The following is a 25,539-nucleotide window of genomic DNA, read 5'->3' on the forward strand; positions in this document are numbered from 1 at the left end:
AAAATAGTACAAATATCTGTTCGATAAAAAGTACTATAGATTAGTTAGTAAGCTCTTGCAAATAAGACTCTTCTTTTAGAAGGATTCCCTGAATATATACATACTCCCTCTTCCTCTTTAGCATCTAAAGGGATGCAACGAATGGTTGCTTTCGTTTCAGCTTTTATTTTTTCTTCCACTTCTAACGAACCATCCCAATGAGCAGAAATAAATCCGCCTTTTTCGTCCAATACTTTTTTAAATTCTTCGTAAGAATTTACTTCGGTAATTAAAGAATCTCTGTGAGATTTTGCTTTATTGAAAATATTTTGTTGAATTTCTTTCAATAAATCTTGAATATGTTCAGCTAAACCATCTACAGAATGTTGATGCTTTTCTAAAGTATCTCTTCGAGCTATTTCAACTTGTTTATTTTCAAGATCCTTAGGGCCAATGGTAACCCGAACCGGTACGCCTTTTAACTCATATTCATTAAATTTCCAACCCGGTTTATATTCAGTTCTATCATCAAATTTAACACTAATTCCCAACTTTTTAAGTTGAGAGATAAGTATATCTGCTAATTCAGAAATTGCATTTAATTGTTCTTCATTTCTATGAATAGGTACAATAACTACTTGGATTGGAGCTATATTGGGAGGAAGTACTAATCCATGGTCATCGGAATGAGACATGATTAAAGCTCCGATAAGACGGGTAGATACTCCCCAAGAGGTAGCCCAAACATATTCTTGTTTACCCTCTTTTGATTGATATTTCACATCAAATGCTTTGGCAAAATTCTGACCTAAAAAATGAGAAGTTCCGGCTTGTAACGCTTTGCCGTCTTGCATCATAGCTTCAATACAATAAGTTTCTTCAGCACCTGCAAATCTTTCCGCAGGAGATTTTACCCCTTGAATTACAGGAATACCCATAAAGTTTTCAACAAAATCGGTATAAACATTTAACATTCTTTCAGCTTCTTCAATAGCCTCTTCTTTGGATACATGGGCGGTGTGTCCTTCTTGCCATAAAAATTCAGCAGTTCTTAAAAACAATCGGGTTCTCATTTCCCAACGAACTACATTAGCCCATTGATTAATTAAAATAGGTAAATCCCTATGAGATTTAATCCAGTTTTTATAAGTATTCCAAATTATGGTTTCAGAAGTTGGCCGAACAATCAATTCTTCCTCCAATTTGGCATCCGGGTCAACAATCACTCCCTTTCCGTCAGGAGAATTTTTTAATCGATAATGAGTAACCACAGCACATTCTTTGGCAAAACCTTCCACATGATCCGATTCTTTAGACAGATAAGATTTAGGAATAAACAAAGGAAAATAGGCATTTTCATGTCCGGTATCTTTAAACATTTGATCTAATTGACGTTGCATTTTTTCCCAAATAGCATATCCATAAGGTTTTATAACCATACATCCTCTAACCCCGGAATTTTCAGCCATATCGGCTTTTATTACCAGTTCGTTATACCATTTACTGTAATCTTCTTCTCTTGATGTAAGTGTTGCCATAATGCTTTTCTACTGTTTTTAAACTTTTCTGTAATTATAACTGTCATAATTCTTAAGATACTTTGTCACATTACTATTGCAGCAAAATAGGTATTTCTTAATTGGTACGACTTTTGCGAATTTAAAATGATTCAAGAACAAAATTATAATAAATATATAAACTACTAAAAAAATATCATGAAGAATATCAGTTGTAATTTAGGACGAGTTTTCATGAAAGTTGGTACTCTCTTATGGGTGTCGGTTTTTTTAACATCATGTTATGTCGGCCAATCTTCATATGCCGGTGAGGATAGTGTATATTATTCAAATAAGACTCGAAAAAATAATAAACAAAAGTCTTATGATTACGTATATGATGAGGGTACAAGCTCATCCAATTCATATTCAGACAGTCAAGTAAGAATAGGTAAAAAATATATTGATCCAACTTCTAATGCCAGTGATTTATTATACGATGATGATTATAACAAAAGTGATACTTCTTCCAATACTGTCAATCGCTACAGTGATGATATCAATCAATCGTATTCCAATAATTATAACAGAGACGGTTGGGGAGATGATGGCGGAACTGTAGTTAATAATTATTATTACGGAGGTTACAGTCCTTATTATTCCTATTATTGGGGCGCCCCATATTGGGGATGGAGAAGTTATTGGAGTCCCTATTATGGATGGAATTGGGGCGTTTCAGTAGGCTGGGGCTGGGGATGGTCCGGCTGGGGATGGGATTATCCTTCATATTGGGGTCCATCTTGGGGTTGGAATTATCCGGGTTATTGGAGACCTCATCACCATTATTGGGATAATGGTTGGTGTTGTTCAAGATATTATGCCAATTACGGATCAAGGTCTTCCTATTTGAATAGTTCAAGAGGTAACTCATATATTTCAAGATCTTACGGAACGTCTCGTTCTAGACAAATACAAGATATTCAAAGACAAAATAGTAGAAATACCATCATTTCGGGAAGCCGAAGCAATGGGATAAGTAATTCAAGAATCAATAGAGGTTCTACATCTACTATTTCAAGAAACAATGAAAGTGGAAGAAACGGTTCAATTATAGGCGGCTCAAGAGCTAATGCCGCAGTTGTTACTCCCGAAAATTCAAGAAACAATTCCGGGGCTGTAATTGGAGGCTCAAGAAATAATACGATAACTAATTCAGAAGGATCAAGATCCACAGGCGTCATTAGAGGCTCCAGAAATAGTGTAGGTACATTGGAAGGATCAAGAAATCAAGTGGGGATCGGAAATTCCGGAACCGGAAGAGAATCATCCAATTCAGGTACAATAAGAGGATCTAGAAACAGTACAGGAATTATGGGAGGATCCAGAAATTACGAATCAGGTTCTTCTAGAATATCTTCACCAAACTATCAAACCCCAAGTTCGAGCAGTCGCGAAAGTTCTCGCGGATCTATAATTGGAGGAGGTAATCGAGGCTTTGGAGGAGGTTCCATAAGTAGTGGCAGCCGTGGCGGCTTTGGAGGAGGCTCCCTAGGTGGTGGTCGCGGAGGCGTTATAGGTGGTAGAAGATAATATATAATAATATAACTCAAATTATGAACAAGAAATTATTATACGGTTTTATCCTTTCATGCATGGTTTTGATAGGTAAATCACAAACCAATAGATTTTATCCCAATGATGTATCGGATGCTTTTACTATTTTTGGTGATAATTCCAATAATACAACAGGTACTGCCAGATATATAGGTATGGGGGGGTCTATGGGAGCTTTAGGAGGTGATCTTAGTGCCGTAGAAACAAACCCTGCCGGTCTAGGTATTTTTAGAAATTCTGTAGCGAATATTTCAATGAGTATCTTATCGAATAAAAATAAAGCCACTATGGGCAACGGAGTAAATTCCAATACCGATACCAATTTTAATGTTCCCGGTGCCGGAGTTGCATTGGCTTTAGGTGATGAAGCAGATATATTTAAAGTAAACGTTGGAGTAAACTTTTCTTATCAAAGAGTAGATAACGACGTAAACTTTTCCAGAAATACCAAATTAAATTATTTATATCCTAATAAAGATAATGTAGATCAACTTTATGAAATGGTAAATTATGATCAGTATACCAATGGATATAAATCAAAAATGAAATTCAGTTTGGCAGCCAATTACATGGATAGATTATATTTCGGTATTGGATTAGATTGGCATTATTTAAATATTGATCGCAATTCTGAATATGGTCATAGAAACACAGTAGATGGGGAATATATGAAATTCAATGAGCAATTAACGCCTTATAGTCAAGAAGCCAACGGTTTCGGATTAAATGTGGGGGTAATCGGTAAAATTACACCTGAGATTCGTTTAGGGGCTGCCTATCATTCTCCTATTTGGTGGTCTGATATGGATGATTACCGATGGATATATGGATACGATGATAAAGGACAATTCGTAGAAGATTATGTTTATTATGATCATTATAAAAATGTATCTCCCGGAAAATTGGTATTAAGTGGCGCTTTTGCTTCCAATATCGTTGATGATGATAATTCCTTGGCCTTCAATTTTGATTTTATTAATTACTTTAATAAAGACATGGAATTTAAAGGAGATGTTGACTATAGGTTAAATAATAATTTTGTTAATGACTACGTAAGAAATTCACAAGAATACCGCGCAGGTATTGAGTACAGGTTTAGAGAACTTAAATTACGCGCCGGTTACGCATATGCTTCTTCTCCTGTAAAAAGTAACTCTATATCAGGAATATGGGATACAAACAGTGATCCTGTATTTGTAAAAAATTACTTGGCAGGTGAAAAAAATAAATTGTCTTTTGGAGCCGGATATGATATTGGTCAATTTTTTGTGGACCTAGGATATCAATATATTAAAACAGATTATCGCACGACCCTTTCCGGTGACTTTTATACGGTAGGTGGATCCAATCTTGCAATAAGTTTAGATAAACCCTATTTAGGAAAAGTTAATAATATCCAAAATAATTTTGTATTAACTTTGGGTATGAGGTTTTAAAAATATATTCACAATAAAAAATCCTAACAAAAGTTAGGATTTTTTTTATTTATTTTTGAGTAAATCTCTGATTTCAGTTAATAATTCTTCTTGAGAAGGCGGTTTAGGTGTGTTATCTTGTTCTTTTTTCTCTTCGTCTTTCTTATTAAGCCTATTGATCACTTTTATCATCATAAATAAACAAAAAGCAATAATTAAAAATGATAGGCAAGTGGATAAAAAGTTACCATATTTAATAGCTGTTCCCGGAATGGTTAATTTAGCCAAATCGGTCAAATCAGCCATCTTTAATGCAGGAGTGAGAACAAGAGGGGTGATAATATCTTCAACTAAAGACGTGATAATCTGGTTAAATGCGCCCCCGATAATTACACCGACAGCCATGTCAACCACATTTCCCCTTAGGGCAAATTCTTTAAATTCTTTTATTAAACTCATAAATAATAATTTTAATTATAATTGCAAAAATAAATTAAATTTCAAATTAACATAATATATGCTGATTTGGTTAGGTTTCAAATACTATTCCGAAATTTTCATCAAATAATAAAATACCGTCCCTTTTCTCCTGAGATTCGGGAACTGTAAATCCTTTTATTTTTGTTGTCTTACCTTTACCTATTAGATCGAATATTTGTTTTAAAGTTAATTTTTTGCCGAATATTTCAAAAGGTATAGTAAAACTGCAATTTTTAAAATCAGAACAGCCGTAAGCAGATTTTCCTTTTATCAATTTATGAGTTTTACATTTTGGACAAAATAAATCTTCTACAGGTCGTAGGGGTGTGGTTTGCTTTTTAGATTTTTCGTTTATTTCAGTATTTTTTTTCTCTTGTATGGATATTCGTCTATATTGACTGTTTTTAACTTCTTGAGTTAGGTCGGTTACCATTTCGATAAGTTCCTTTTTAAAAAGATCGGAAGAATATTCCCCTTTTTCAATGAGTCTGAGTTTTTTTTCCCAGAGACCTGTAAGCTCCACGCTTTTTAAAATTTCGCTTTGTATCGTGTCGATCAGATCCATTCCCGTTGAGGTGGCATAAATATTTTTTCTTTTTTTCTCGATATACTTTCTGTGTAGTAAAGTTTCAATAATATTTGCTCGAGTAGAAGGACGTCCAATACCATTATCCTTCATTACTTCCCTCATCTCTTCATCATCTACTTGTTTACCGGCGGTTTCCATACTTCTTAATAAAGTAGCCTCGGTGAAATATTTAGGAGGTGTAGTTTTTCCTTGATGAATGAATGGATCGTGAGGACCGCTTTCTCCAACTTCAAAAACCGGAATTAAATTTTCCTCTTTTTCATTTTTTTTATCTTTTTCATAGATGATTTTCCATCCCGGTTCCAAAATTTGTTTACCGCTTGCTTTAAAGGGTACTTCACCAACTTTTGAAGTTACCAAAGTATTGGAAATTTTACATTCAGGATAAAATACAGCAATAAATCTTCGGGCAACAAGATCATAAATCTTTTTTTCATCAGTCGAGATACCTTCGGGTAAAATATCGGTAGGTATAATAGCATGATGATCCGTAACTTTAGTGTCATCGAAAACAGCTTTCGATTTTGGAATCGGATTTTCTAAAAGAGGAGCAATAAGATTTTCATAATATTTCATGCCGGAAAGAATTCCGTAGATCTTAGGATATAAGTCTTCCGAAAGATAAGTGGTATCAACCCGAGGATAGGTAACGAATTTCTTTTCATAGAGGCTTTGAATGTATTTTAAAGTATTATCAGCAGAATAACCGTACTTTTTGTTTGCCTCTACTTGTAGAGAAGTCAAATCAAATAAACGAGGATTCTTTTCTTTTCCCTCTTTCTTTTCGAAAGAAACTATTTCAAAAGGATATTTCTGTAAATATTCTAATCCTTTTTTAGCTCGGTCTTCGCTTTTCAATCGGTCGATATCAGCAATGAATTCCACATTCTTATATATGGTTTTTAATTCCCAGTATTCCTCAATAACAAAAGAATCAATTTCTTTTTGCCGTTGAACAATCATTGCCAACGTTGGCGTTTGAACTCTACCGATTGATAATAAGGTTTTATTTATGGCAAATTTTTTAGTAAAAAGTCGGGTAGCATTTATTCCCAAAAGCCAATCACCGATTGCGCGGGCACTTCCGGCAGCATATAAATTTTCATATTGGGAAGAATCCTTAAGGTTTTCAAATCCCTCTTTAATAGACTGTTCTGTAAGAGATGATATCCATAATCGTTTTACGGGAACTTTACATTTTGCTTTAAGCAATACCCACCGTTGGATCAATTCACCTTCCTGTCCGGCATCCCCGCAATTGATTACCTCTTCACATTCAGCAACGAGGCTTTCTATTACTTTGAATTGTTTTTCCACCCCTTTGTTGGAAATAAGCTTAATCCCAAAATTAGACGGTATGATAGGAAGGTCTTCCAAATACCAATACTTCCAGTTCGGGTTATAATCATGAGGCTCTTTTAACGTACACAAATGACCAAAAGTCCAGGTAACTTGATAACCGTTTCCCTGGTAAAATCCGTCTTTTCTCTCTTTTGCCCCTACAATTTGAGCAATATCTTTAGCGACGCTTGGTTTTTCAGCTATACATACAATCATTACTGATGGAAGGATTTTTCCTGCAAAATTGCAATTTTTTAAGTATACTAAGTAATTGATCTTTTAAAAAAGGTCGGATTAGCATTTGAATAATTTATGATTTGAAAACAATATTTGATATTAATTATAAAAATTATATTCAAAATTTTGTCCAAAGAACAGTTAAAACCGCATTAAATTTATAGTAAAATAAATAAAAGTTTAAAAGATGTTTTTAGCATTAATAGTTTAAATTTGTGAAATTATGCTTAATCCAGTATCATTTGTAGCATTGAATCATAATCAGAGAATTTTACAAATAAGTCTATATGTTAGAAGTTAAGAATCTATGTTTTTCATACACTAAAGATAAAAAAATAATTGAATCTCTTTCTTTCTCTTTAAAGCAAGGAAATATGCTGGCACTTGTAGGAGAAAGTGGAAGCGGTAAAAGTACCATTTTAAAGTTAGTTTATGGTTTGTTGGAATGGGAGAGTGGAGAAGTTATTTATAGAGGAAAAAAATTAGCAGGATTTAAAGGAAATTTAGTTCCCGGAGAACCTGAATTTAAATATTTGGAACAAGATTTCGGGCTTATGCCCTATGCAACCGTTGGCGAAAATGTGGGTAAATTTCTCTCTAATATAGATTTGAAAGAAAAGCAAAACAGAATTATGTTTTTGCTCGATTTAGTGGGCATGGCGGATTATGTAGATGAAAAACCTATCTCACTAAGCGGAGGACAGAAACAAAGAGTAGCATTGGCGAAAGCCTTAGCTCAAACTCCTTCAGTATTGTTATTAGACGAACCATTTTCTCAAGTCGATACTTTTAAGAAAAATATACTAAAAAGAGCTGTTTTTGATTTTGCTAAAGAAAATAATATTTCCATTATTTTAGCCACCCATGAAATAGAAGACGCTTTGGCATATGCAGATGAAATGATGATTGTTAAAGAAGGTAAAATTATACGACAAGGCAATCCTCATGATATATATCGAAATCCCGAAAATACCTATGTTGCCAATTTATTTGGTGAAAATACCATTTTAAAAAGATCAGATTTTCCGAACCTGTTTGAAGATTTAGTAGAAGATGAAATTCTAATTTATCCACATCAATTTATAATTTCTCAATCGGGTATTCCTGTAAAAGTAATAAGAAGTTATTTTATGGGCAGTCATTATCTCGTGGAAAGTATTTCAAAATTTAAAAGATTTTGGTTTATTAGTGATGAATCATTACCGATTGGCAAAGGGTGTTTTTTACAATTTTATGAATATCAGAAATTATTGGATAATAAATTTAATTAACTAATAGTTTAAAATCTCATTATAGATTTACCAAATAATCGTTATTGCTTAGCCACTTAGTATAGTAGGTTGAATTTCCTATTAATTATACTTTAAAAATAATGATTCTAAATGCAATATTGTTTTAAATACTCAGTAATAAGGATAAAAAAATAATAAAATGTATGAATTTTGTTACAAAACGAAGATATTTTTAGTTTTTGATTTTTTAGGTGCATTTAATAACAGTATATTTGTATAAATCAATTTAATATGAAAAGAATATTATTTACTTCTTCTTTCTCAATTCCGGATGATTATGAGCAGGAATATGAAATTGATTATATTCCTTTTATATATGTAGAAATCTATCCTTATTATGAATTTATTAAGCAAATTCCTTTAGATGTTGATTCGTTTATTGTAACCAGTAAAAATTCTGCAAAAGCGATCAAGGATATAGAATTGGAAGGTAAATTTTTTGTAGTAGGAAAAAGTACCGCAAAAGAATTATACGGACAGAACAGAGATATTGCATTTATAACCAATTATGCTGAAGATTTGTTGGAAAGAATGCTGGAAACAGATATAAAAAAATATGTTTTTTTTAAAGGAAATTTGTCGCTTACTATTTTACCGGATGCTTTACGTAAAAATGGAGTGGAAGTTGTTGGAATAGAATGTTATAAAACCCTTTTAACTCCTCATAAAATAGATAAGCAATATGATGCTATTGTTTTTACAAGTCCTTCTGCAGTAAGATCCTTTAGTTCCATGAATGAGATTCCGCAGGAAACTATTATATTTACAAGCGGTAAAACCACCGCTGAAACGGTTAGTACACTGGGAGAATACAAAATATATTATCCGGAAGATACAACAAAGGAATCCTTACTTGAACTAATAAAAAAGAAAATAAATGATTAAAAATACTTTATTTCTGGATGCTTTAAAAGGTAAACATGTCGAACGTCCGCCGGTATGGATGATGCGTCAAGCAGGTAGATTTTTACCTGAATTTAGAGCTTTACGAGATAAGTATGATTTTTTTACCCGTTGTCAAACTCCTGAATTGGCAGCAGAAATAACTCTAATGCCTGTAAAAAGATTTCCAATAGATGCGGCTATTTTATTTTCAGACATTTTAGTAGTTCCTCAAGCCATGGGATTGAATTTTGAAATGAAGGAATCCGTAGGCCCCTATTTGGAAAATCCTATCACTTCTGAATCTGATATTGATAGATTGCAAAATCCTCCGATTGAAGAAAGTTTAGGATATGTATTGGAAGCTATAACCCTTACTAAAAAACATCTAGATAATCAAATTCCCTTAATCGGTTTTTCAGGAAGCCCATGGACGATTTTATGCTATGCAGTCGAAGGAAAAGGTTCTAAAACATTTGATAAAGCTAAATCGTTTTGTTTTAAAAATCCAAAACGGGCTCATGTATTACTGCAAAAAATTACAGATTATACCATCCGGTATTTATTAAAAAAAGTTGAATATGGTGTAGATGCCGTACAAATTTTTGATAGTTGGGGAGGCTTGCTTTCTCCTAAAGATTATGATGAATTTTCATGGAACTATATAAATCAGATTATTGAATCTTTAGCGCCCAAAGTTCCGGTTATAGTGTTTGGAAAAGGCTGTTGGTATGCACTACAAACCATGTCCCAATCTAAGGCTTCTGCTTTAGGAGTAGATTGGACGATCACGCCTCAAAAAGCTAGAGAATTTACGGGCGGCGTAATTACATTACAAGGAAATTTTGATCCGGCTAAATTGCTGTCTTCTCCTGAAAAAATATATTCTGAAGCACAACAAATGATCCGTGATTTTGGTGTTCAACGATATATAGCCAATTTAGGTCATGGAATTTTACCAAATGTCCCTTTAGAAAATGCTGAGGCATTTATTAAGGCTATTGTGGAATTTAAAGAATAGCAATAAATCGATGAAATCTGTATATTACTTAAATAATAATTAGTTTTTACATAACTTCATAGTTATATCTTTTAGAAAAAATATACCATCATCGAATAAAGATCAGCGGGATTGCATATATCCTCTACAACGAAACGTTTTTTACTTCAAATTGTATAGTTGATCAATTGTAAATAATTCATACATAGCACTATATGGGCATGATATTTGTAAATTATTTAAATGCCTCTACATCTAAATTATCTGTCTGAGAAGATTTAAAGTTCTCAATTTTTACCCAAAATAACATTTTTAAATTTAATTTTATGAAGAAAATTTTATCAATTTTCGCATTCATTGTGCATGCAATTATTCTTTTTGGACAAGTAGGTATAGGTACAGAAACTCCGGACAGCTCTTCCATTTTAGACATAAAATCATCTAATAAAGGTTTTTTACCTCCTCGAGTAAATATTACTTCTATAAAAGATACCGTTACAATTAAAAAACCTGCAAACGGTTTAATTATTTATGATCCGGATGGATTTACAGAAACAATTAATAACCAAGTTTATACTAGAGAAGCCGGAGTTTATATGTTTAATGGACATGAATGGCAACGCCTTTATTCAAGTAATAACAACAATAGTATTTCGCCTTCAGATGGTAAAAATTTAGTAGGTGTAAAAATAAGCATTAATCAATCGGGGTATGTTCCACTTTCAGGAACTCAATCGTACGGATTATTACTTCAAAATAATTCAGTCGCAGTAAATCCTCAATTTATAAATGGTACTTGGCCCTCACCATCAAGTTCGCCGATAGATATTCTCAGTCCTAAAAATGGAGATTCAGGAACACTACTTTTTGAAAACAAACTGGCTGATCAAGCCAATTTTTTCCGTATTAATTTTGAATATCAAATTTTAAACAGACAACCGATTACTAATGGTATATTTTATGTCTCAATTGTATCAATTGCTACCGGAGAAACGGTTTATTCAGATGCAATTATTGTTCCCGCAGGAACTAATGTCGGCAGCAGTGTAAAATTTCAAATAGCTTTTCCTACACTTTCCGATTCAAATTCAATTAGTCAAGGATATAAGATTATGTTTCAAGCCGATACAGCTTTACCTATATTACCAAATAATCTTGGAGTTAAAATTATTGATATTTTAAGAATCAATTAATTAATAAAAATAGTAGCTGTAAAAAAGGGGATAACTTCTAATTTTATTTATGTAAATATTTTTATAAAATGATAATACAACTATTTTATGTGTTGTGTGTATTTTTAGATTTATGATATATCACAAAGTTTAAAATAGAAAAAAGTATCCACTATTATCTATAATTATACATACAAAATGGGTAACTAAAATTTAGAATTTTTATTTTCTAAGGTTTGTTTTAAGTATAGTTCCCGTAAGCCTTTTATGGTATGGAAACGATCATAAATATGAATTTTAGTTGTTAAGGGAGCAAATAGATGGCCGAGTCCTCCGGTAGCTATTACAAAAGTGTCTTCCCCTAATTCTTTATTAATCCGATCAATTAAACCTTCAACCATACTTAAAAAACCAAACACCATTCCACTTTGCATAGATTCTTCCGTGGTTTTACCAAGTACGCTTTTAGGAGTGCGCATTTCAATATCTGAAAGTTGTGCAGTTGCTCCAATTAGAGAATTTAAAGAAGTGATGACACCGGCAGCAATAATTACCCCTTTTATATCTCCGGTTTTATCGACACAAGTTAAAGTTAATGCAGTCCCGAAATCTACGATAATTTTTGTCCCCTTATATTTTTTATAGGCATAATATGCATTGGCATAAAGATCGGTACCCATTTGCGGAGTACTAGACGTTAGCTCTGTAGGTGTATTTCTGGTTACTTGAACCGTTTTTATATTATGAAGACGGGTTAGCGATTTTCTTACAGGATATGTTAAATGGGGTACAACGGAGCCTACTGCTATTTCGGTAATATCATTGGGATTAATCCCATAGTTTTGATAAGTCATTTTAAATTGAGAAAATAGCTCATCTTCACTCTTATAAGGTTTAGTATTCATTACCCATGAATTAATACACTCTTCTTCTTGAAATATTCCAAAACGTATATTGCTATTTCCGATGTTTACTACTAAAAGCATATGTATATTTTATTTAGGATAAATATTGTTTTCTCTATTGATGTCTGCCATTCGATAGGTCGCGTCAATTTCAATAGATTTAATTTTTTCAGGTGATACATTCAGACTAAATTCATATTCCTTTTGTGTCCATTTCCAATAAGGTAGATTTTTCTGATTAACATCAGATTCTTGTTTCTTATAATTATGCATCATATTTAAAGGAATATTATATATTTGTTTTGAACCATCTGAATATGTTACATTAACATCTATCGGCATCGGAAAATTACCCAGATTTTCAAGTGTTACCTTAGTGGTTTTTCCTTCTTTTTCTACGCTTTTAATAGCATAATCAATAGTCCGTGTGGTATAAGTCATATAGTTCCAATACCATTTTAAATCCATGCCTGATATTTTTTGAGCAATATGTATAAAATCCTTGTCGGTAGGATGTTTAAATTTCCATGTTTCAAAGTAATTTTTCATTATTTTGAAAAAAGTTTGTCTACCAACAATATATTCTAATTGCACTAAAAACAACTCGCCTTTAATATAGGCAGCAACACTATAGCCATTATTAGTTAAAAAATGATCAGAAAAAATACCCATTACTTCTTCCTGTCTAGTTTTTATAAATTCTGTGTAAAATTCAACACTATTATAATGAGGGTTTGGATAATTTTTTACATAGTCAGGAAATATTTTAGCCATCATTAAATGTTCTGCATACGAAGTAAATCCTTCATCCATCCAAGCTCTCATACTTTCATTGGAAGCAAGTATATGCTGAAACCAAGAATGAGAGGCTTCATGAAACATCAAATCGGAAAGTCCTTCCAAAGATTTTGCATTTCCCATGATCATAGTACACATCCCATATTCCATGCCACCGTCTCCTCCTTGAATAAAAGAATAGGTTGGATAGGGATAGGCGCCAAAGTTTTCTTTCATAAGAGAAAAGTATTTCTTGATATAAGGTTTAGATTCTTCCCAATAATTGGTTAGCTTAGACTTCTGATAAATCAAATAAACCAAAGGTCCGTTTTCTATGGAGATTGAATCAACTGTATAATCAGGATCGGCAGCCCAGGCAAAATCATGAATATTTTCTGCTTTAAAATGCCAGAATGTTTTATTTTTTTTAACAACCGGTTGAGCATCTGCAAGATATCCTTTAACGTCTTTGGGGTTTTGGAGAACTCCACCGGCTCCAATAATATAATTTTTATCAATTGCTATCGTTACATCATAATTTCCAAAAACTCCTTGAAATTCTCTTGCGATATAATCAAAGGTATGCCATCCTTCATAATCGTATTCTACTACTTTCGGGTACCATTGGGTCATGGTTAAATCAATGCCTTCGGAATTATTTCTTCCGGCTCTTCGAATAACCGGAGGAATCTGTGAGGTCCATTCCATTTCAAAATGAGTGGTGGTATGGGGTAATATAGGTTTTGCCAATTGAACTTTTAAAATAGTTTCTTCAACAGTAAACGTAACCGGTATACCTTCTTGTTTTAAGGATTTAATTTTTTGATACCCTATTTCATTAGATTTCAACGATGAGATTCGTGATTTCCCTTCACCGGTAATCATTCGTTTGTCAGCAGTTTTATTTAGTTCTTGTAATTTCTGATCCATCATTGAATTTGGTTGAAATGCATTCCAATATAAGTGGAAATAGAAAACAGAAAGTGTGTCTTGGGAATTGTTTGTATAAGTAATTTGTTGATGACCCTTATATTGGTAATTTTTAACATCAACATCAATATTCATTTTATAATCTGCCTGTTGTTGATAGTATTTATTTATTTGTGAATTAGAAAGTAATCCTAAGGTTAGGAAACAAATAAAAAATATTTTTTTCATTAAAATTGATTTAACGCAAGTTAAAGATTAATTTTATTAAATAAGCAATAAATTACATTTCAATAATTTTTTAACTTTTGCAGGAATATCCTATCATTTGTGCGTATATTTAAGTTAATGAAATGTTTTATAGTAAGAAAATTATATCCTTAAAAGGAATGTTACTAGTAACGATAAAATAACAAGATATAGTATAAATATTTAAAAATCCCCAAATCATATAATTTGAGGAAAATATAAAGTATTGTTTTAATGCAACTAATTAGAGAATAATAATTTTTCCAAATGTTGAATTTTAAAACTTAATAATTATCATGATAGGAAAGAAGTGATTTTTATGTGTTTTTTTTCTTGTATTTATGATAATTTATACATGTATATTAAACATTGTCTATTATTTTTATAATATAGTTATTAGATCTTCATTATCTTCCAGTAAATAATATGCTAAAAAAATAAGATTCTCTGTATCAGAAGCATTGTCAAAATGTTTAATAGGTTGATTTTTAGGTTCGTAAAACACATTTCCGGATTTAATGATTTCCGGTTCATGTCCTTCAATTTGGAATAACAAGGTTCCGGATAATACATGTCCGATAACCGGACAGGGATGAAGGTGATAATCTGCTTTTCCTTTTGGAGGGATGATGACTTCTTTCATTTCAATTCTTGAAACGGTTTGGTTCTTTAATACAACAGTCTTTAGATCTTTTCTTGTAACATTACTTTTTAACATGATTATATATTTAAATAAAAAACACTAAGTAATTATGTGCTTATTAAATTAATTTGATCCAAAGGTAGTTGTATATAATTATTTTTTCATTGACTTATGTTAAAAGATTTCAAACGGCTTAATGATTCGGGTTCAATTCCTATATAAGAAGCAATATGATATTGTGGTACGAATTGTTCCACATTTGGATATGTTTGTAGCAATAATTTATATCTTTCATAAGCAGTATTCATTAAAAGAGAAATATCTTTTTGGCATTTTTTAACGAATAAAGTATCTGAAATGTATTTTGCAACTTTAAACCATGCTTTTGATTCATTGAGAAGCAAATCATAATTAGTTTGAGAAAGACATAAAATAGTTGAATTTTCCAATGCTTGTATACTGCCAATGCTTGGCTCTCTTGTTAAGAAACTTCTGTATGAAGTTACTATTGATTCAGGAAAATAGAAGTCAATATTAAATTCTTTTCCATCTTTATCTAAATAAGATCTTAGAACTCCGGTTTTCACAAAACCAATAAAAGAACAAATTTCTCCTTCTTCTATAAGAAAATCTTTTTTAAACAATGTTTTTACTTCCAGCAATTCCGATAATCTGGTATAATATTGAGTTGCTAATTCTAATTTAGTACAAATTAAATCCTTTAAAAACATATGTTGTATTTTTATGTAAATATACCTAAGTAATAAGTAATTTTAGTGTGTTAACTAACTTTCGAACTTCAGATATTCCATTGTACAGATTAGATATTAAAATATAGTGTTTAAGTGATATTGCAACTTTACATCGTTTTTATAATGAATTTATAAGTAGGAAACAGATTTATATAACATAAGTATCGGCTATTTCATAGAGTAATTAAATAAAAGTTCAGAACTTTTTTGTTTATAAATAACCATTACAGAAATAATATATAATGAATTATAAAAGTTTATGGGCTATATTAATAGTTTTTATACAGTTATGAAATCACCCATGCGATTTTTGTGATGTTAATACTTAAAAAATAAGGCTTACATGTTTATATCGTCAAAATCGGAATTAGTATCAGTATTTTGTTGGCGATTCTTTTTATTATTACTCCTCTTATCATTACTATTATTGAATCTATAAGTAAAAGATAGGGTAAATTGTCTTGGACGCCATTGCATTTCCGAGTATCTGTAAAAATCATCTCCGTATGTTTTAAATTTCCTTTTTTTAGAATCAAAAACATCCTGAATATTGAAAAGGAATGTCCCTTGACCTTTTAATATATCTTTGCTGATTCCTAAATCCATTCCGTACATTTCTTTACTTTTATTTTGTCCATTTTTAAAAGGTGCCATATAATTTCCTTGTAATTGAAAATTAAAATTTTCCGGGAGTTTTACTGTCATACTCATACGAGTTCTCCATGTAAACCCTTTTTTATCTAAATTCTCGGTAACTAAGGTGGTACTTCCGGTTATAGTATTAATTTTTTCATACGAATAATTCCCATAGCTTTCGTATTGAAATAAATTTACATCTCCAAAAATTTTCCACCATTTATAAGGATTTACAGAATAAGACAATTCTCCACCGTATCTATTTTCATGTCCTAAATTGGTAGGCATGGTGTTTAAATTTCCGAGAGGGTCTGATGTAGTTATGAATTGTAAAGGATCTTGTGTTCGTTGATAATATAAAGAAGGAGTAATTCCCCAATTACTTTGTTGAAGGTTGTATCCCAATTCAAAAGAATTGATATATGACGGGTCTAAGTCCGGATTTCCTTGACGAGTATTCCTGTCATCAGAAATGTTTTTATAGGGGATAAGCATTCTGCTGTCCGGACGAAATATCCTTCGGCTGTAACTGATTTGTAATTGGCTTTTTTCCGTTAGATCATAATTTAGGTGCAGAGTAGGGAATAAGTCCGTATAATTTTTAGTAATGGTTGAATTAGCTTGACGAGAAACAACCTTGATAATTGACGTTTCTTCTCTTAATCCTGCTAAAAATGAAAATCCCCCCCATTTATTTCCATATTGTAAATAAGAAGATAAAATGTTTTCTTGATAAACCGTATTGTCTGTTTGATCAGGATTCACTACCCACGAATTATTTATAAATTCATTTAAAGAAAAATCTGATTTAATTTTAGAATAATCAGCTCTCATTCCGGCTTCTAATTGAGAACCTTCTTTAAAAGGCAATACATAATCAGATTTCAACATTATTTTGGTTTGCGTATTATCATTGGTATTTAAACCGGCAATTCGGTCAAAGATTTTAGAATCGGAATCTTTTAGATTATAGGAGTAGAATCCGTCAACGGTTAGTACATTTCCTTTTTTAAAAAAATTATGCGTGAAATTTAGGTTTCCGTCGATTCCGTAATTATTTCTGTTTTCTCGTTCTTTTCTTTCTGTAAGGCTTTGTATAAGTGAGGGATATAATGTGGTATTATAGTGGGTGGTACTTAAATAATTGCTGGTATTATAATTATACCCTACAGAGGTAGATAATGAGTTTTGTTCGTCAAAAGTAAAATTAAATCCCGTACTTGCATTTAGAGAAGTTCTTTCTCTATTCCTTTTAGAATCTTGTAGGGAATTTTCATCCATAAGGTGGTTCATATCATAACCAATGTAATTTTTTTTCTCTTTACCTTTATTTTTACCATACCTAAAACCGATATTAGTAAACCAGTTCCATTTTTTTTTGCCATATCCTAAATTAATGGATGTACCGTACGATTGTGGAGATCCTCCGGACATTTGAATACTTCCGGTAACACCTTTTTTTCTATTTTTTTTGGTAATTATGTTTATAATACCGGCAGTTCCTGAAGATTCATAACGAGCAGAAGCATTGGTTACTACTTCGATTTTTTCAACCATATCAGCCGGTATGGATTTTAAAGCTTCGGCAGTATCATTAATTCCCAACATGGCAGAAGGTTTACCGTCAACTAAAATTTTAACATTGTCATTACCTCGTAAACTAACCGTTCCATCTACATCCACATTCACCGATGGAACATTTTGCATAACATCTGAAAGAGTTCCTGACTTGGCAGTTAAATCTTGAGAAACGTCATATATTTTTTTATCCAACTCAACTTTATATAATGGCTTTTTTCCTTCTACAACAATTCCCTCCAATTCTTTAGCCGTTTGTTCAATCTTTATATTTCCTAAGGAAGTTGATTGAAGAAGTGACTTTTGATCGACATATGAATCAAATCCCGCCTGATCTATCACCAATTCGTATTCTCCCGGTGTTACTTTAACAGAAAATTTACCTTTTTCGTCAGCCAATCCTCCAAATACTTTAGAAGTATCTTCTAAATTGGTTAAAGTAATGCTGCTGTAGGGTACGGGACGGTTATTATCTGTAATTATGGTTCCTGTTATAACAATGTTTTGTGAAAATATAAAGGTATATAGTACTAAACAAAATGTTGATAGTATGGATTTACTTGAAGTCATTTATTAATTTTATTTTCAGTATAGACAAAGCTAAAACTGAAAGGTTACATCGTAAAGTAAATAAGAAGAGTTATTTTTTAGTGTTACTTTTTCTTTCGGAAGTTATTATTTTCGATTAATTCAAAAGGATTTTCTGTTTTAGTTTTAATAAAGCTTTTACCAAAGATAATAATGCCAAATACGATAAGGGCAATACCTACAATTTTTTTTATTTTGTAGGCAAGTTGATCGGTCAGCTGATGCTTAAACTTGGAAGCTAAAAATATTTTTAACATATCAACAGACACCATAGTAATTAATAAAATGGTTATGTATAAATAAAAATCGGAAGGTTTTGAATATTGTGCGGATATTAATACAACTGTTGTCAGCCAAAATACGATAACACCAATATTAACCAAATTGAGTAAAAAACCATTCATATAGGTTTTAAAATAATTGGTAGTCGCAATATTAGCATCTGTTTTAATATGCAAATTACCTTTTGAAAGAATATTGTATAATCCGTAAATAAAAATTACAAAACCGGCAATCATATATACCGACGGATGTGTGTCTATAAACTTTAGTAAACCTTTACTACCTGTATGCGAAACATAAATACAAAGTATATCTGCAGAAATTACACCCGCTTCGAGAGCTATGGAAGGTTTTATACCTTTAGTAAGACTGGTTTCAATCAGAAGAAAAAATACGGGACCTATTAAAACAAGACTGAGAATTAGCCCAAGTAAAATTGCAGATGTGATTAGAGAAATCATTAAATTATTATAATAATTTGCAAGGTACGTAATTTTGTGTTAACATAATGTGACAGATATTAGTTAGATGAGATTATTTTATGGATTGTTTATCATGTTTATTTGAGTGCAATCCCTAATTTTTATCTCAAATACAAAAAAAATAAAAAAAATGCTCTTTATAATAATAAAGTTTATCAACTTATTTTTAATGTAAAATAAAGAGTGAATTAACTTTTTTATTATTTATTTATCAAAATTCACCGTATCTTTTTTTCTGGTATCTCGATTTATATTTTCCGTTTTATTAGAACCATGGTTTTCGTTCGATGAATTATTATAATACCCTCCGTTCTCATCTGAAGAATAACTTCCGTCGTAAGCACCGTAAGAAGCCAAATCATCACAACTAAAATTGTCATTCATAGTTTCCGGTCTGGCAAATTTATCTTTTTGGGTTATTTCCAATTTAGGATCAGCATATATTTTTTGCATAAAATAGGCCCAAATAGGTAAAGCCATACTTGCTCCTTGACCAATGGAAGTTGATTCAAAATGCGCATATCTGTCTTCCCATCCAACCCATATGCCGGTAGCCAATTTAGGAGCAATTCCTATAAACCATCCGTCGGCATTTTTATTGGTCGTTCCTGTTTTACCTGCAATTTCAGCATCAATACCCATACTCCTGACTCTTCGGCCTGTACCTTGATCAATTACCCCTTTCATTAATTCAATCATAGTGTAAGCGTATATTTCATTCATAACTTCTCTTACCTGTGGTTGATATTCTTTAATTACTTTATTGTTGCTGTCTTCAATACGCCAAACCATTTCAGGTTTGGTATAATTCCCAAAATTTGCAAAAGTGCTATAGGCTCCAACCATTTCATAAATGGTTAAGTCTGCAGATCCTAAGGCAATAGTATTGTTTCTGGGGATAGGACTTTCAACTCCTAAATCTCTGGCCATTTTTATAACTGCATCATATCCGGTAGCATCAATTAACCTTGCTGTTACCGCATTTTTGGAGTAGGCAAGAGCTGTTTTTAAAGGCATAGAAGCGCCGTTACCGGCAACTGTCCATTTACCTTTGGTATAAGTTGCATTTGAAACTTGTGTACAAGGGGTGTAATTAAGGTTTTTAATGGCAGTGGCATATACAAAAGGTTTGAATGTAGAACCTACCTGTCTACGTGCTTGTTTAACATGATCGTATTGAAAATGTTTCCAATTGATTCCTCCAACCCATGCTTTTATATTTCCCGAATGAGGCTCCATTGCCATTAGTCCGGCTTGAATAATATGTTTATGATATCTTATAGAATCCCAAGGAGATAGTAAAGTATCTTTATCGCCTTTCCATGTGAAGATTTGTAAGTTGATTGGTTTTTTGAATTCCGTTACAATTTCCTCATCAGATAATCCCTTATTTTTTAGGTTTTTATACCTTCCGGTTCTTTTCATGGCATCTGTCATGAGTTTATTGTATAAAAAATCAATTTTGGGATCTCCCGGATAAGTGTAAAAAGGAGCATATTTCCTTTGTTTTTGCTCTCTGAAAAAAGATTTTTGTAGATTTTTTAAATGCTTTTCAATTGCTTCTTCAGCATATTTTTGCATTCTAGAATCTAGAGTTACATATATTTTTAGTCCGTCTTTATAAAGATTATATTTTTTTCCTGTTTGGTTTTCATAATCATTTAAAACAGCATTAACTTCTTTTTTTAATGCATGTTTAAAATAAGCGGAATATCCTTCGCCAATTTCTTTTACCGGTCTGTAGTTAAGCTCAATAGGAGTTTCTTTAATCGAATTGAATTCTGCTTCAGTAATGTAACCTTGGTCCTTCATCAAGCCTAAGACAACATTTCTTCTTTTTTTAGCATTTTCAGGATTAATTTTAGGATTGTTTACCACCGGATTTTCTAACATAGCTACCAATGTGGCACTTTGTGATAGATCCAAATCTTTAACATTTTTGTTAAAATATACCTTGGATGCGGTTGCAATACCATTAGCATTAAATAAAAAATCGAATTTATTTAAATAAAGAGTTAAGATTTCATCTTTAGTATATAATTTTTCGAGTTGAACCGCGATTATAATTTCCTTTATTTTTTGGAAAGCTCGTTGAAATTTATTTTGCGATACCCCTTTGTAAGAAAAGTTACCCTCGTCATCATCTTTTTGCGTAAAAAGAAGTTTAGCTAACTGTTGGGTTATAGTACTACCACCCCCTCTTTTTCCACCATAAAAAACAGCCCTGAATAAAGCTTTTTTATCAACCCCTGAATGGTAAGGAAAACGTTCGTCTTCTTTAGACATTAAAGCATAAATAAGGTAGGGAGGTAAATCTTGATATTCTACCGGGATTCTTTTTTCTTTTTCAAACTTTTGAATTACAACACCATCTGCAGATATAATTTCAGAGGCAACAAATATATCCGGATTTTCCAAATCTCTAACATTGGGCATTTCTCCAAAGAAGCCATAAATTGTTAATAAAAAAAGTAAAGCAAATGATAAAATTCCGGCAAAAAATAATCCCCAAAACCATATAAAAAATTTTCTTATAAATTTTTTAGTGGAATTAGATTTATTTATTTTATTTATAGTATTGGTCTTATTCTTATTTTTATTTGTTAATGCCATAATATATATTCTATGGTAAGTTTATTCAATAGTTACTCCAAAGTCTACAATGCCTTTTAAAGTGTCTTTCCTCATTCCTTGAACAACGGAAAGTGTATAGTCCCCGTTTTTAGTAAATGAGAAATCTTTTTTATATTGAAAATAAATTTCTTTAATGGATCCCATGCCCGAACCAAGCCATTTTCCTGTTTTATCAGCTAATATATAATTTAACGTATCGGTACTAATAACTTTTTTTCCTTCTTTTAATTTAATAAATAAATAGAGATTACTAAACTGATAATCCTCATTATTCCTTACTATAAAGTTTATATTTTTTTTGTCGGAAGCATTTTTAATGGTAAAATTAAAATTTAAAGTATCTTTTTTACTCCAAGAATTATTGATGCTTTTCATTTGTGAGTATTCATACTTATGATTACAATTTATGAAAAGAAGCATTGAGCAAAGAGATATAAAAAGAAATTTTTTCATTTAAAATTGTTCTAAAAAATTATTTAGGTTTTTTAGGAGTTCTTTTTTTTGGTTGATTAGAATTTGATTGAACGTTAGTATTAGTTTTAGCTTTTGGTTTAGGCTTTTCAGTTGTATTTTTTGAATTGGTTCGCTGTTGATTTTTATTTTTGGATTTCCGTTTAGTATTTGATTTCGATTTTTTTTCAAATCGATTCAAATTATTTTCTTCAATTAAATCAACTTTTAAATCTTCTTTTTCCTGAAGTTCATCTAATGGTTTAATAGTTACACCTTTTTTATTAAGTTCAACTAATTTTTTAACCTCATAAATATTTACAGGATACCAAGAAATAGAATTATCAGTATATGTAAACCACATTTGATTTCTAAATACATCCACTTTAATGCAATATGCTTTACCCTTTTCAGTTTCTAATACAGTTTGGCTGGAAGGAAAATCAGCTAAGGCATCCACATAGGTGTCTAATTCAAAATTAAGACAACATTTCAATTTGCCACATTGTCCGGCTAATTTTTGCGGATTGATGGATAATTGTTGATATCTTGCCGCCGCAGTGTTAACAGATCTGAAATCTGTCAGCCAAGTAGAGCAACATAACTCTCGCCCACAGGATCCAATTCCTCCCACTTTGGCACTTTCCTGCCTGTAACCAATTTGCCGCATATCAATTTTTGAGCGAAAGGACATAGCATATTCCTTTATCAACTGTCTAAAATCTACTCTGCCTTCTGCCGTATAATATAAGGTAACTTTTGACCCATCCCCTTGGAATTCTACATCACAAATTTTCATTTGAAGTCCCAAACTCCTGGCAATTTGTCTCGCATCAAGCATAACCGAGTGCTCTTTGTTTTTATAGTTTTGCCAAATTTCAATATCTTTTTGAGAAGCTTTCCTATATACTTTAAACAGTTCATCAATTTTAGCCTTTTTTTTCCTCATTTGGATTTTGACTAACTCTCCGGTTAAAGATACAATCCCTACATCATGTCCTGAATTAGCTTCCACAGCAACTATGTCACCAATTGATAGAGGTAAATGGGAATCATTTAAGTAAAAATCTTTTCTATCGTCTTTAAATCGTACTTCAATATATTGGGGTTGATTTTTTTGAGTAGGGGGGTGTATGTCGGATAACCAATTGAATACAGAAAGTTTACTGTTGCAATTTCCAGTTCCACAAGCTCCATTATTTTTACATCCTTTAGGTAGTTCTCCCGAACTACAAGAACTGCATGTTTCCATATTTTGATATTAATCTAATTCACAAAGATAGATATTTTTAAAGTTATAAGTCTTAAAAATATTTTTTACAATTACCTTTCTTGAGAAAGGTATATAGTCGTTATATTCCATTATTTAATATAAAAGGCTTACTTTTGAAGAAAATTTACAGAAATATTTAAAAATATAGTGGAAACTTCTAAAAAAGTAGATTATTCAAAATTAAATCCCCATATCCCAAAGGAAGCAATAGCTTATATTGAAAAATGGCTGGAACCATATTGGTTTCATTTGGTTATAAAAAAACCACGATCAACTAAATTAGGAGATTATAGAGTTCCACAAGAAGGTAATCCTCATATAATAACAGTAAATTCGGGTATGTTGAAATCGTTATGTTTTTTAACTTTAACCCATGAAATAGCGCATTTAAAAGCTTTTGATTTGTATTCCAGAAGAATTCAACCTCATGGTAAAGAGTGGAAAAAAACATTTTCTGAAATGATTTCTGAAAGTATTGATGTATATGAAGAAGAATTAAAAGTGATATTGAAAGTTTTTATGCAGAATCCCAAAGCAAGTTTTTATGCAGATAAAAAATTATCTGAATATTTTATAAGAAAGCAAGATCCGAATGCGTTGTTATTGAAAGATTTACATGTAAATGCTTTATTTAAAATTAATAATAAATTTTTTTATAAATTAAAGAAATCAAAAACTCGCTATATTTGCATTGAAAAAAATACAGGTAAAAGATATTTGATTGCGGAGAATGCTCCGGTTACTGAAATAAATGTTTTATGACAAAGAATAAGAATTATTATTGTGTAATTATGGCCGGAGGTATAGGTAGTCGTTTTTGGCCAATAAGTACCACAAAATTCCCAAAGCAGTTTCATGATATTTTAGGTACAGGGAAAACGTTAATTCAGCAAACATTTGAAAGATTAAGTAAAATTATCCTAAAAGAAAATATTTTTGTTATCACCAACCAAGAATACGTTGATCTTACATTGAGTCAATTACCCGATATTTCCAAAAACCAAATTATCGGTGAACCCAAAATGATGAATACAGCTGCCTGTAACATTTATATGGCAGAAAAAATCCATAAATTAAATCCGGATGCAAGTATTATCGTTGCTCCTTCAGATCACTTAATTATCAATGAAAATCAATTTGTTACTAATGTATTAAACGCTTTAAAACACGCTAGTCAAGATAATATATTGGTAACTTTAGGAATTGCTCCTACAAGACCAGACACCGGATACGGATATATTGAGTACGTTAAAGAAGGCAAAGAGGGACTTTACCAAGTGAAATCCTTTAAAGAAAAACCGAATCTTGAAACGGCTAAAGAGTTCTTAAAAAGTAAGAATTTTTTATGGAATTCAGGCATTTTTATCTGGTCAAGCCGAAGTATTCTAAGTTCTTATCAAAAATATCTTCCGGATATGTATCGATCTTTTGAATCTATAATCCCTGAATATAATACAGATAAAGAGCCGGAGGCTGTAGAAAAAATTTATTCTAAAATTGAAAAAATTTCAATTGATTATGGCATTTTAGAGAAATCTGATAATGTTTGGGTAATTCCTTCTACTTTCGGATGGAGTGATTTAGGTACATGGAGTGCATTATATGAGAACTTTAATAAAAATGAAGAAGGGAATGCAGTACACGGTAACAATATTTATACATACGATACCAGTAATACCATTATAAAAACAGACCTCTCGAATAAAATATATATTATTGATGGACTAACGGATTTTATAATAGTGGATACTTCAGAAGCACTATTAGTATGTCCCCGAAATAATGACCAAAAAATTAAGGATTATTTAGAAAATATTAAAAAATTGGAAGAAAGTAAGAAATCTTCAAAAGAATAATATTTCTTCG

The 25,539-nt window shown here is 31.5% G+C and carries 20 protein-coding genes; 8 read left to right on the top strand and 12 right to left on the bottom strand.

Going from position 1 to position 25,539, the window contains the following annotated elements; genetic code table 11:
- Positions 1–44: 44 nt before the first annotated feature.
- Positions 45–1,517 carry a proline--tRNA ligase gene (gene proS, locus J3U20_RS03700; protein WP_185150286.1) on the bottom strand — a complete coding sequence of 491 codons (1,473 nt, stop codon included), beginning with the start codon at positions 1,515–1,517 and terminating at the stop codon, positions 45–47.
- 177 nt (positions 1,518–1,694) lie between these two features.
- On the opposite strand from proS, the gene J3U20_RS03705 reads away from it, so the two are divergent.
- Both J3U20_RS03705 and J3U20_RS03710 read left to right on the top strand, forming a co-directional pair.
- Positions 1,695–3,065, top strand: a complete 1,371-nt coding sequence (locus J3U20_RS03705; RefSeq protein WP_160541678.1) for a hypothetical protein — start codon at positions 1,695–1,697, stop codon at positions 3,063–3,065.
- A 23-nt stretch (positions 3,066–3,088) separates the two neighbouring features.
- A complete protein-coding gene (locus tag J3U20_RS03710; RefSeq protein ID WP_160541679.1) occupies positions 3,089–4,525 on the top strand; it encodes an OmpP1/FadL family transporter in 1,437 nt (478 codons plus the stop codon).
- A gap of 45 nt (positions 4,526–4,570) precedes the next feature.
- Here the strand turns inward: J3U20_RS03710 and mscL are convergent, their stop codons facing one another.
- Positions 4,571–4,963, bottom strand: a complete 393-nt coding sequence (mscL, locus tag J3U20_RS03715; protein ID WP_160541680.1) for a large-conductance mechanosensitive channel protein MscL — start codon at positions 4,961–4,963, stop codon at positions 4,571–4,573.
- A gap of 70 nt (positions 4,964–5,033) precedes the next feature.
- Complete coding sequence (locus J3U20_RS03720) at positions 5,034–7,130, bottom strand: type IA DNA topoisomerase (protein ID WP_160541681.1); 2,097 nt, start codon at positions 7,128–7,130, stop codon at positions 5,034–5,036.
- Positions 7,131–7,438: 308 nt separating this feature from the next.
- Here J3U20_RS03720 and J3U20_RS03725 point away from each other — a divergent pair, with 308 nt between their 5' ends.
- The 4 genes from J3U20_RS03725 (at position 7,439) to J3U20_RS03740 (ending at position 11,518) form a co-directional block, all read left to right on the top strand.
- Positions 7,439–8,422 carry an ABC transporter ATP-binding protein gene (locus J3U20_RS03725; protein ID WP_160541682.1) on the top strand — a complete coding sequence of 328 codons (984 nt, stop codon included), beginning with the start codon at positions 7,439–7,441 and terminating at the stop codon, positions 8,420–8,422.
- A gap of 252 nt (positions 8,423–8,674) precedes the next feature.
- Positions 8,675–9,328, top strand: a complete 654-nt coding sequence (locus J3U20_RS03730) for a uroporphyrinogen-III synthase (protein ID WP_160541683.1) — start codon at positions 8,675–8,677, stop codon at positions 9,326–9,328.
- Positions 9,321–10,346 (top strand): uroporphyrinogen decarboxylase, encoded by a 1,026-nt coding sequence (gene hemE, locus J3U20_RS03735; RefSeq protein WP_160541684.1) that lies wholly within the window; start codon positions 9,321–9,323, stop codon positions 10,344–10,346. The genes J3U20_RS03730 and hemE overlap by 8 nt, the downstream gene beginning before the upstream one ends.
- Positions 10,347–10,651: 305 nt before the next feature.
- A complete protein-coding gene (locus tag J3U20_RS03740) occupies positions 10,652–11,518 on the top strand; it encodes a hypothetical protein (protein WP_160541685.1) in 867 nt (288 codons plus the stop codon).
- A gap of 185 nt (positions 11,519–11,703) precedes the next feature.
- Here the strand turns inward: J3U20_RS03740 and J3U20_RS03745 are convergent, their stop codons facing one another.
- The 9 genes from J3U20_RS03745 to J3U20_RS03785 form a co-directional block, all read right to left on the bottom strand.
- Positions 11,704–12,483 (bottom strand): type III pantothenate kinase, encoded by a 780-nt coding sequence (locus tag J3U20_RS03745; protein WP_160541686.1) that lies wholly within the window; start codon positions 12,481–12,483, stop codon positions 11,704–11,706.
- Between the two features lie 9 nt (positions 12,484–12,492).
- Complete coding sequence (locus tag J3U20_RS03750; protein WP_160541687.1) at positions 12,493–14,337, bottom strand: M1 family metallopeptidase; 1,845 nt, start codon at positions 14,335–14,337, stop codon at positions 12,493–12,495.
- A 400-nt stretch (positions 14,338–14,737) separates the two neighbouring features.
- Positions 14,738–15,073, bottom strand: a complete 336-nt coding sequence (locus J3U20_RS03755; RefSeq protein WP_160541688.1) for a cupin domain-containing protein — start codon at positions 15,071–15,073, stop codon at positions 14,738–14,740.
- Positions 15,074–15,159: 86 nt separating this feature from the next.
- Positions 15,160–15,729, bottom strand: coding sequence for a Crp/Fnr family transcriptional regulator (locus tag J3U20_RS03760; RefSeq protein WP_160541689.1), 570 nt, complete (start codon positions 15,727–15,729; stop codon positions 15,160–15,162).
- A 360-nt stretch (positions 15,730–16,089) separates the two neighbouring features.
- Complete coding sequence (locus J3U20_RS03765; protein WP_160541690.1) at positions 16,090–18,534, bottom strand: TonB-dependent receptor domain-containing protein; 2,445 nt, start codon at positions 18,532–18,534, stop codon at positions 16,090–16,092.
- Positions 18,535–18,617: 83 nt separating this feature from the next.
- Positions 18,618–19,295, bottom strand: coding sequence for a LysE family translocator (locus J3U20_RS03770; RefSeq protein ID WP_105296795.1), 678 nt, complete (start codon positions 19,293–19,295; stop codon positions 18,618–18,620).
- A gap of 225 nt (positions 19,296–19,520) precedes the next feature.
- Entirely contained in the window at positions 19,521–21,929 is a 2,409-nt protein-coding gene (locus J3U20_RS03775; protein ID WP_160541691.1) for a penicillin-binding protein 1A, read from the bottom strand.
- 21 nt (positions 21,930–21,950) lie between these two features.
- Positions 21,951–22,403: a gliding motility lipoprotein GldH gene (locus J3U20_RS03780; RefSeq protein WP_160541692.1), complete on the bottom strand. Its 453-nt coding sequence runs from the start codon at positions 22,401–22,403 to the stop codon at positions 21,951–21,953.
- Positions 22,404–22,422: 19 nt separating this feature from the next.
- Entirely contained in the window at positions 22,423–23,652 is a 1,230-nt protein-coding gene (locus J3U20_RS03785; RefSeq protein WP_160541693.1) for a PSP1 domain-containing protein, read from the bottom strand.
- A 168-nt stretch (positions 23,653–23,820) separates the two neighbouring features.
- Between J3U20_RS03785 and J3U20_RS03790 the strand changes: the two genes are divergently transcribed.
- The gene (locus J3U20_RS03790) at positions 23,821–24,435 is read left to right on the top strand and encodes a SprT-like domain-containing protein (RefSeq protein WP_160541694.1); all 615 of its coding nucleotides are present in this window, start codon (positions 23,821–23,823) and stop codon (positions 24,433–24,435) included.
- Positions 24,432–25,529 (top strand): mannose-1-phosphate guanylyltransferase, encoded by a 1,098-nt coding sequence (locus J3U20_RS03795; protein WP_160541695.1) that lies wholly within the window; start codon positions 24,432–24,434, stop codon positions 25,527–25,529. The genes J3U20_RS03790 and J3U20_RS03795 overlap by 4 nt, the downstream gene beginning before the upstream one ends.
- Positions 25,530–25,539: the final 10 nt, after the last annotated feature.

Source organism: Apibacter sp. B3919 (genome assembly GCF_026537405.1).
Lineage (GTDB): Bacteria > Bacteroidota > Bacteroidia > Flavobacteriales > Weeksellaceae > Apibacter.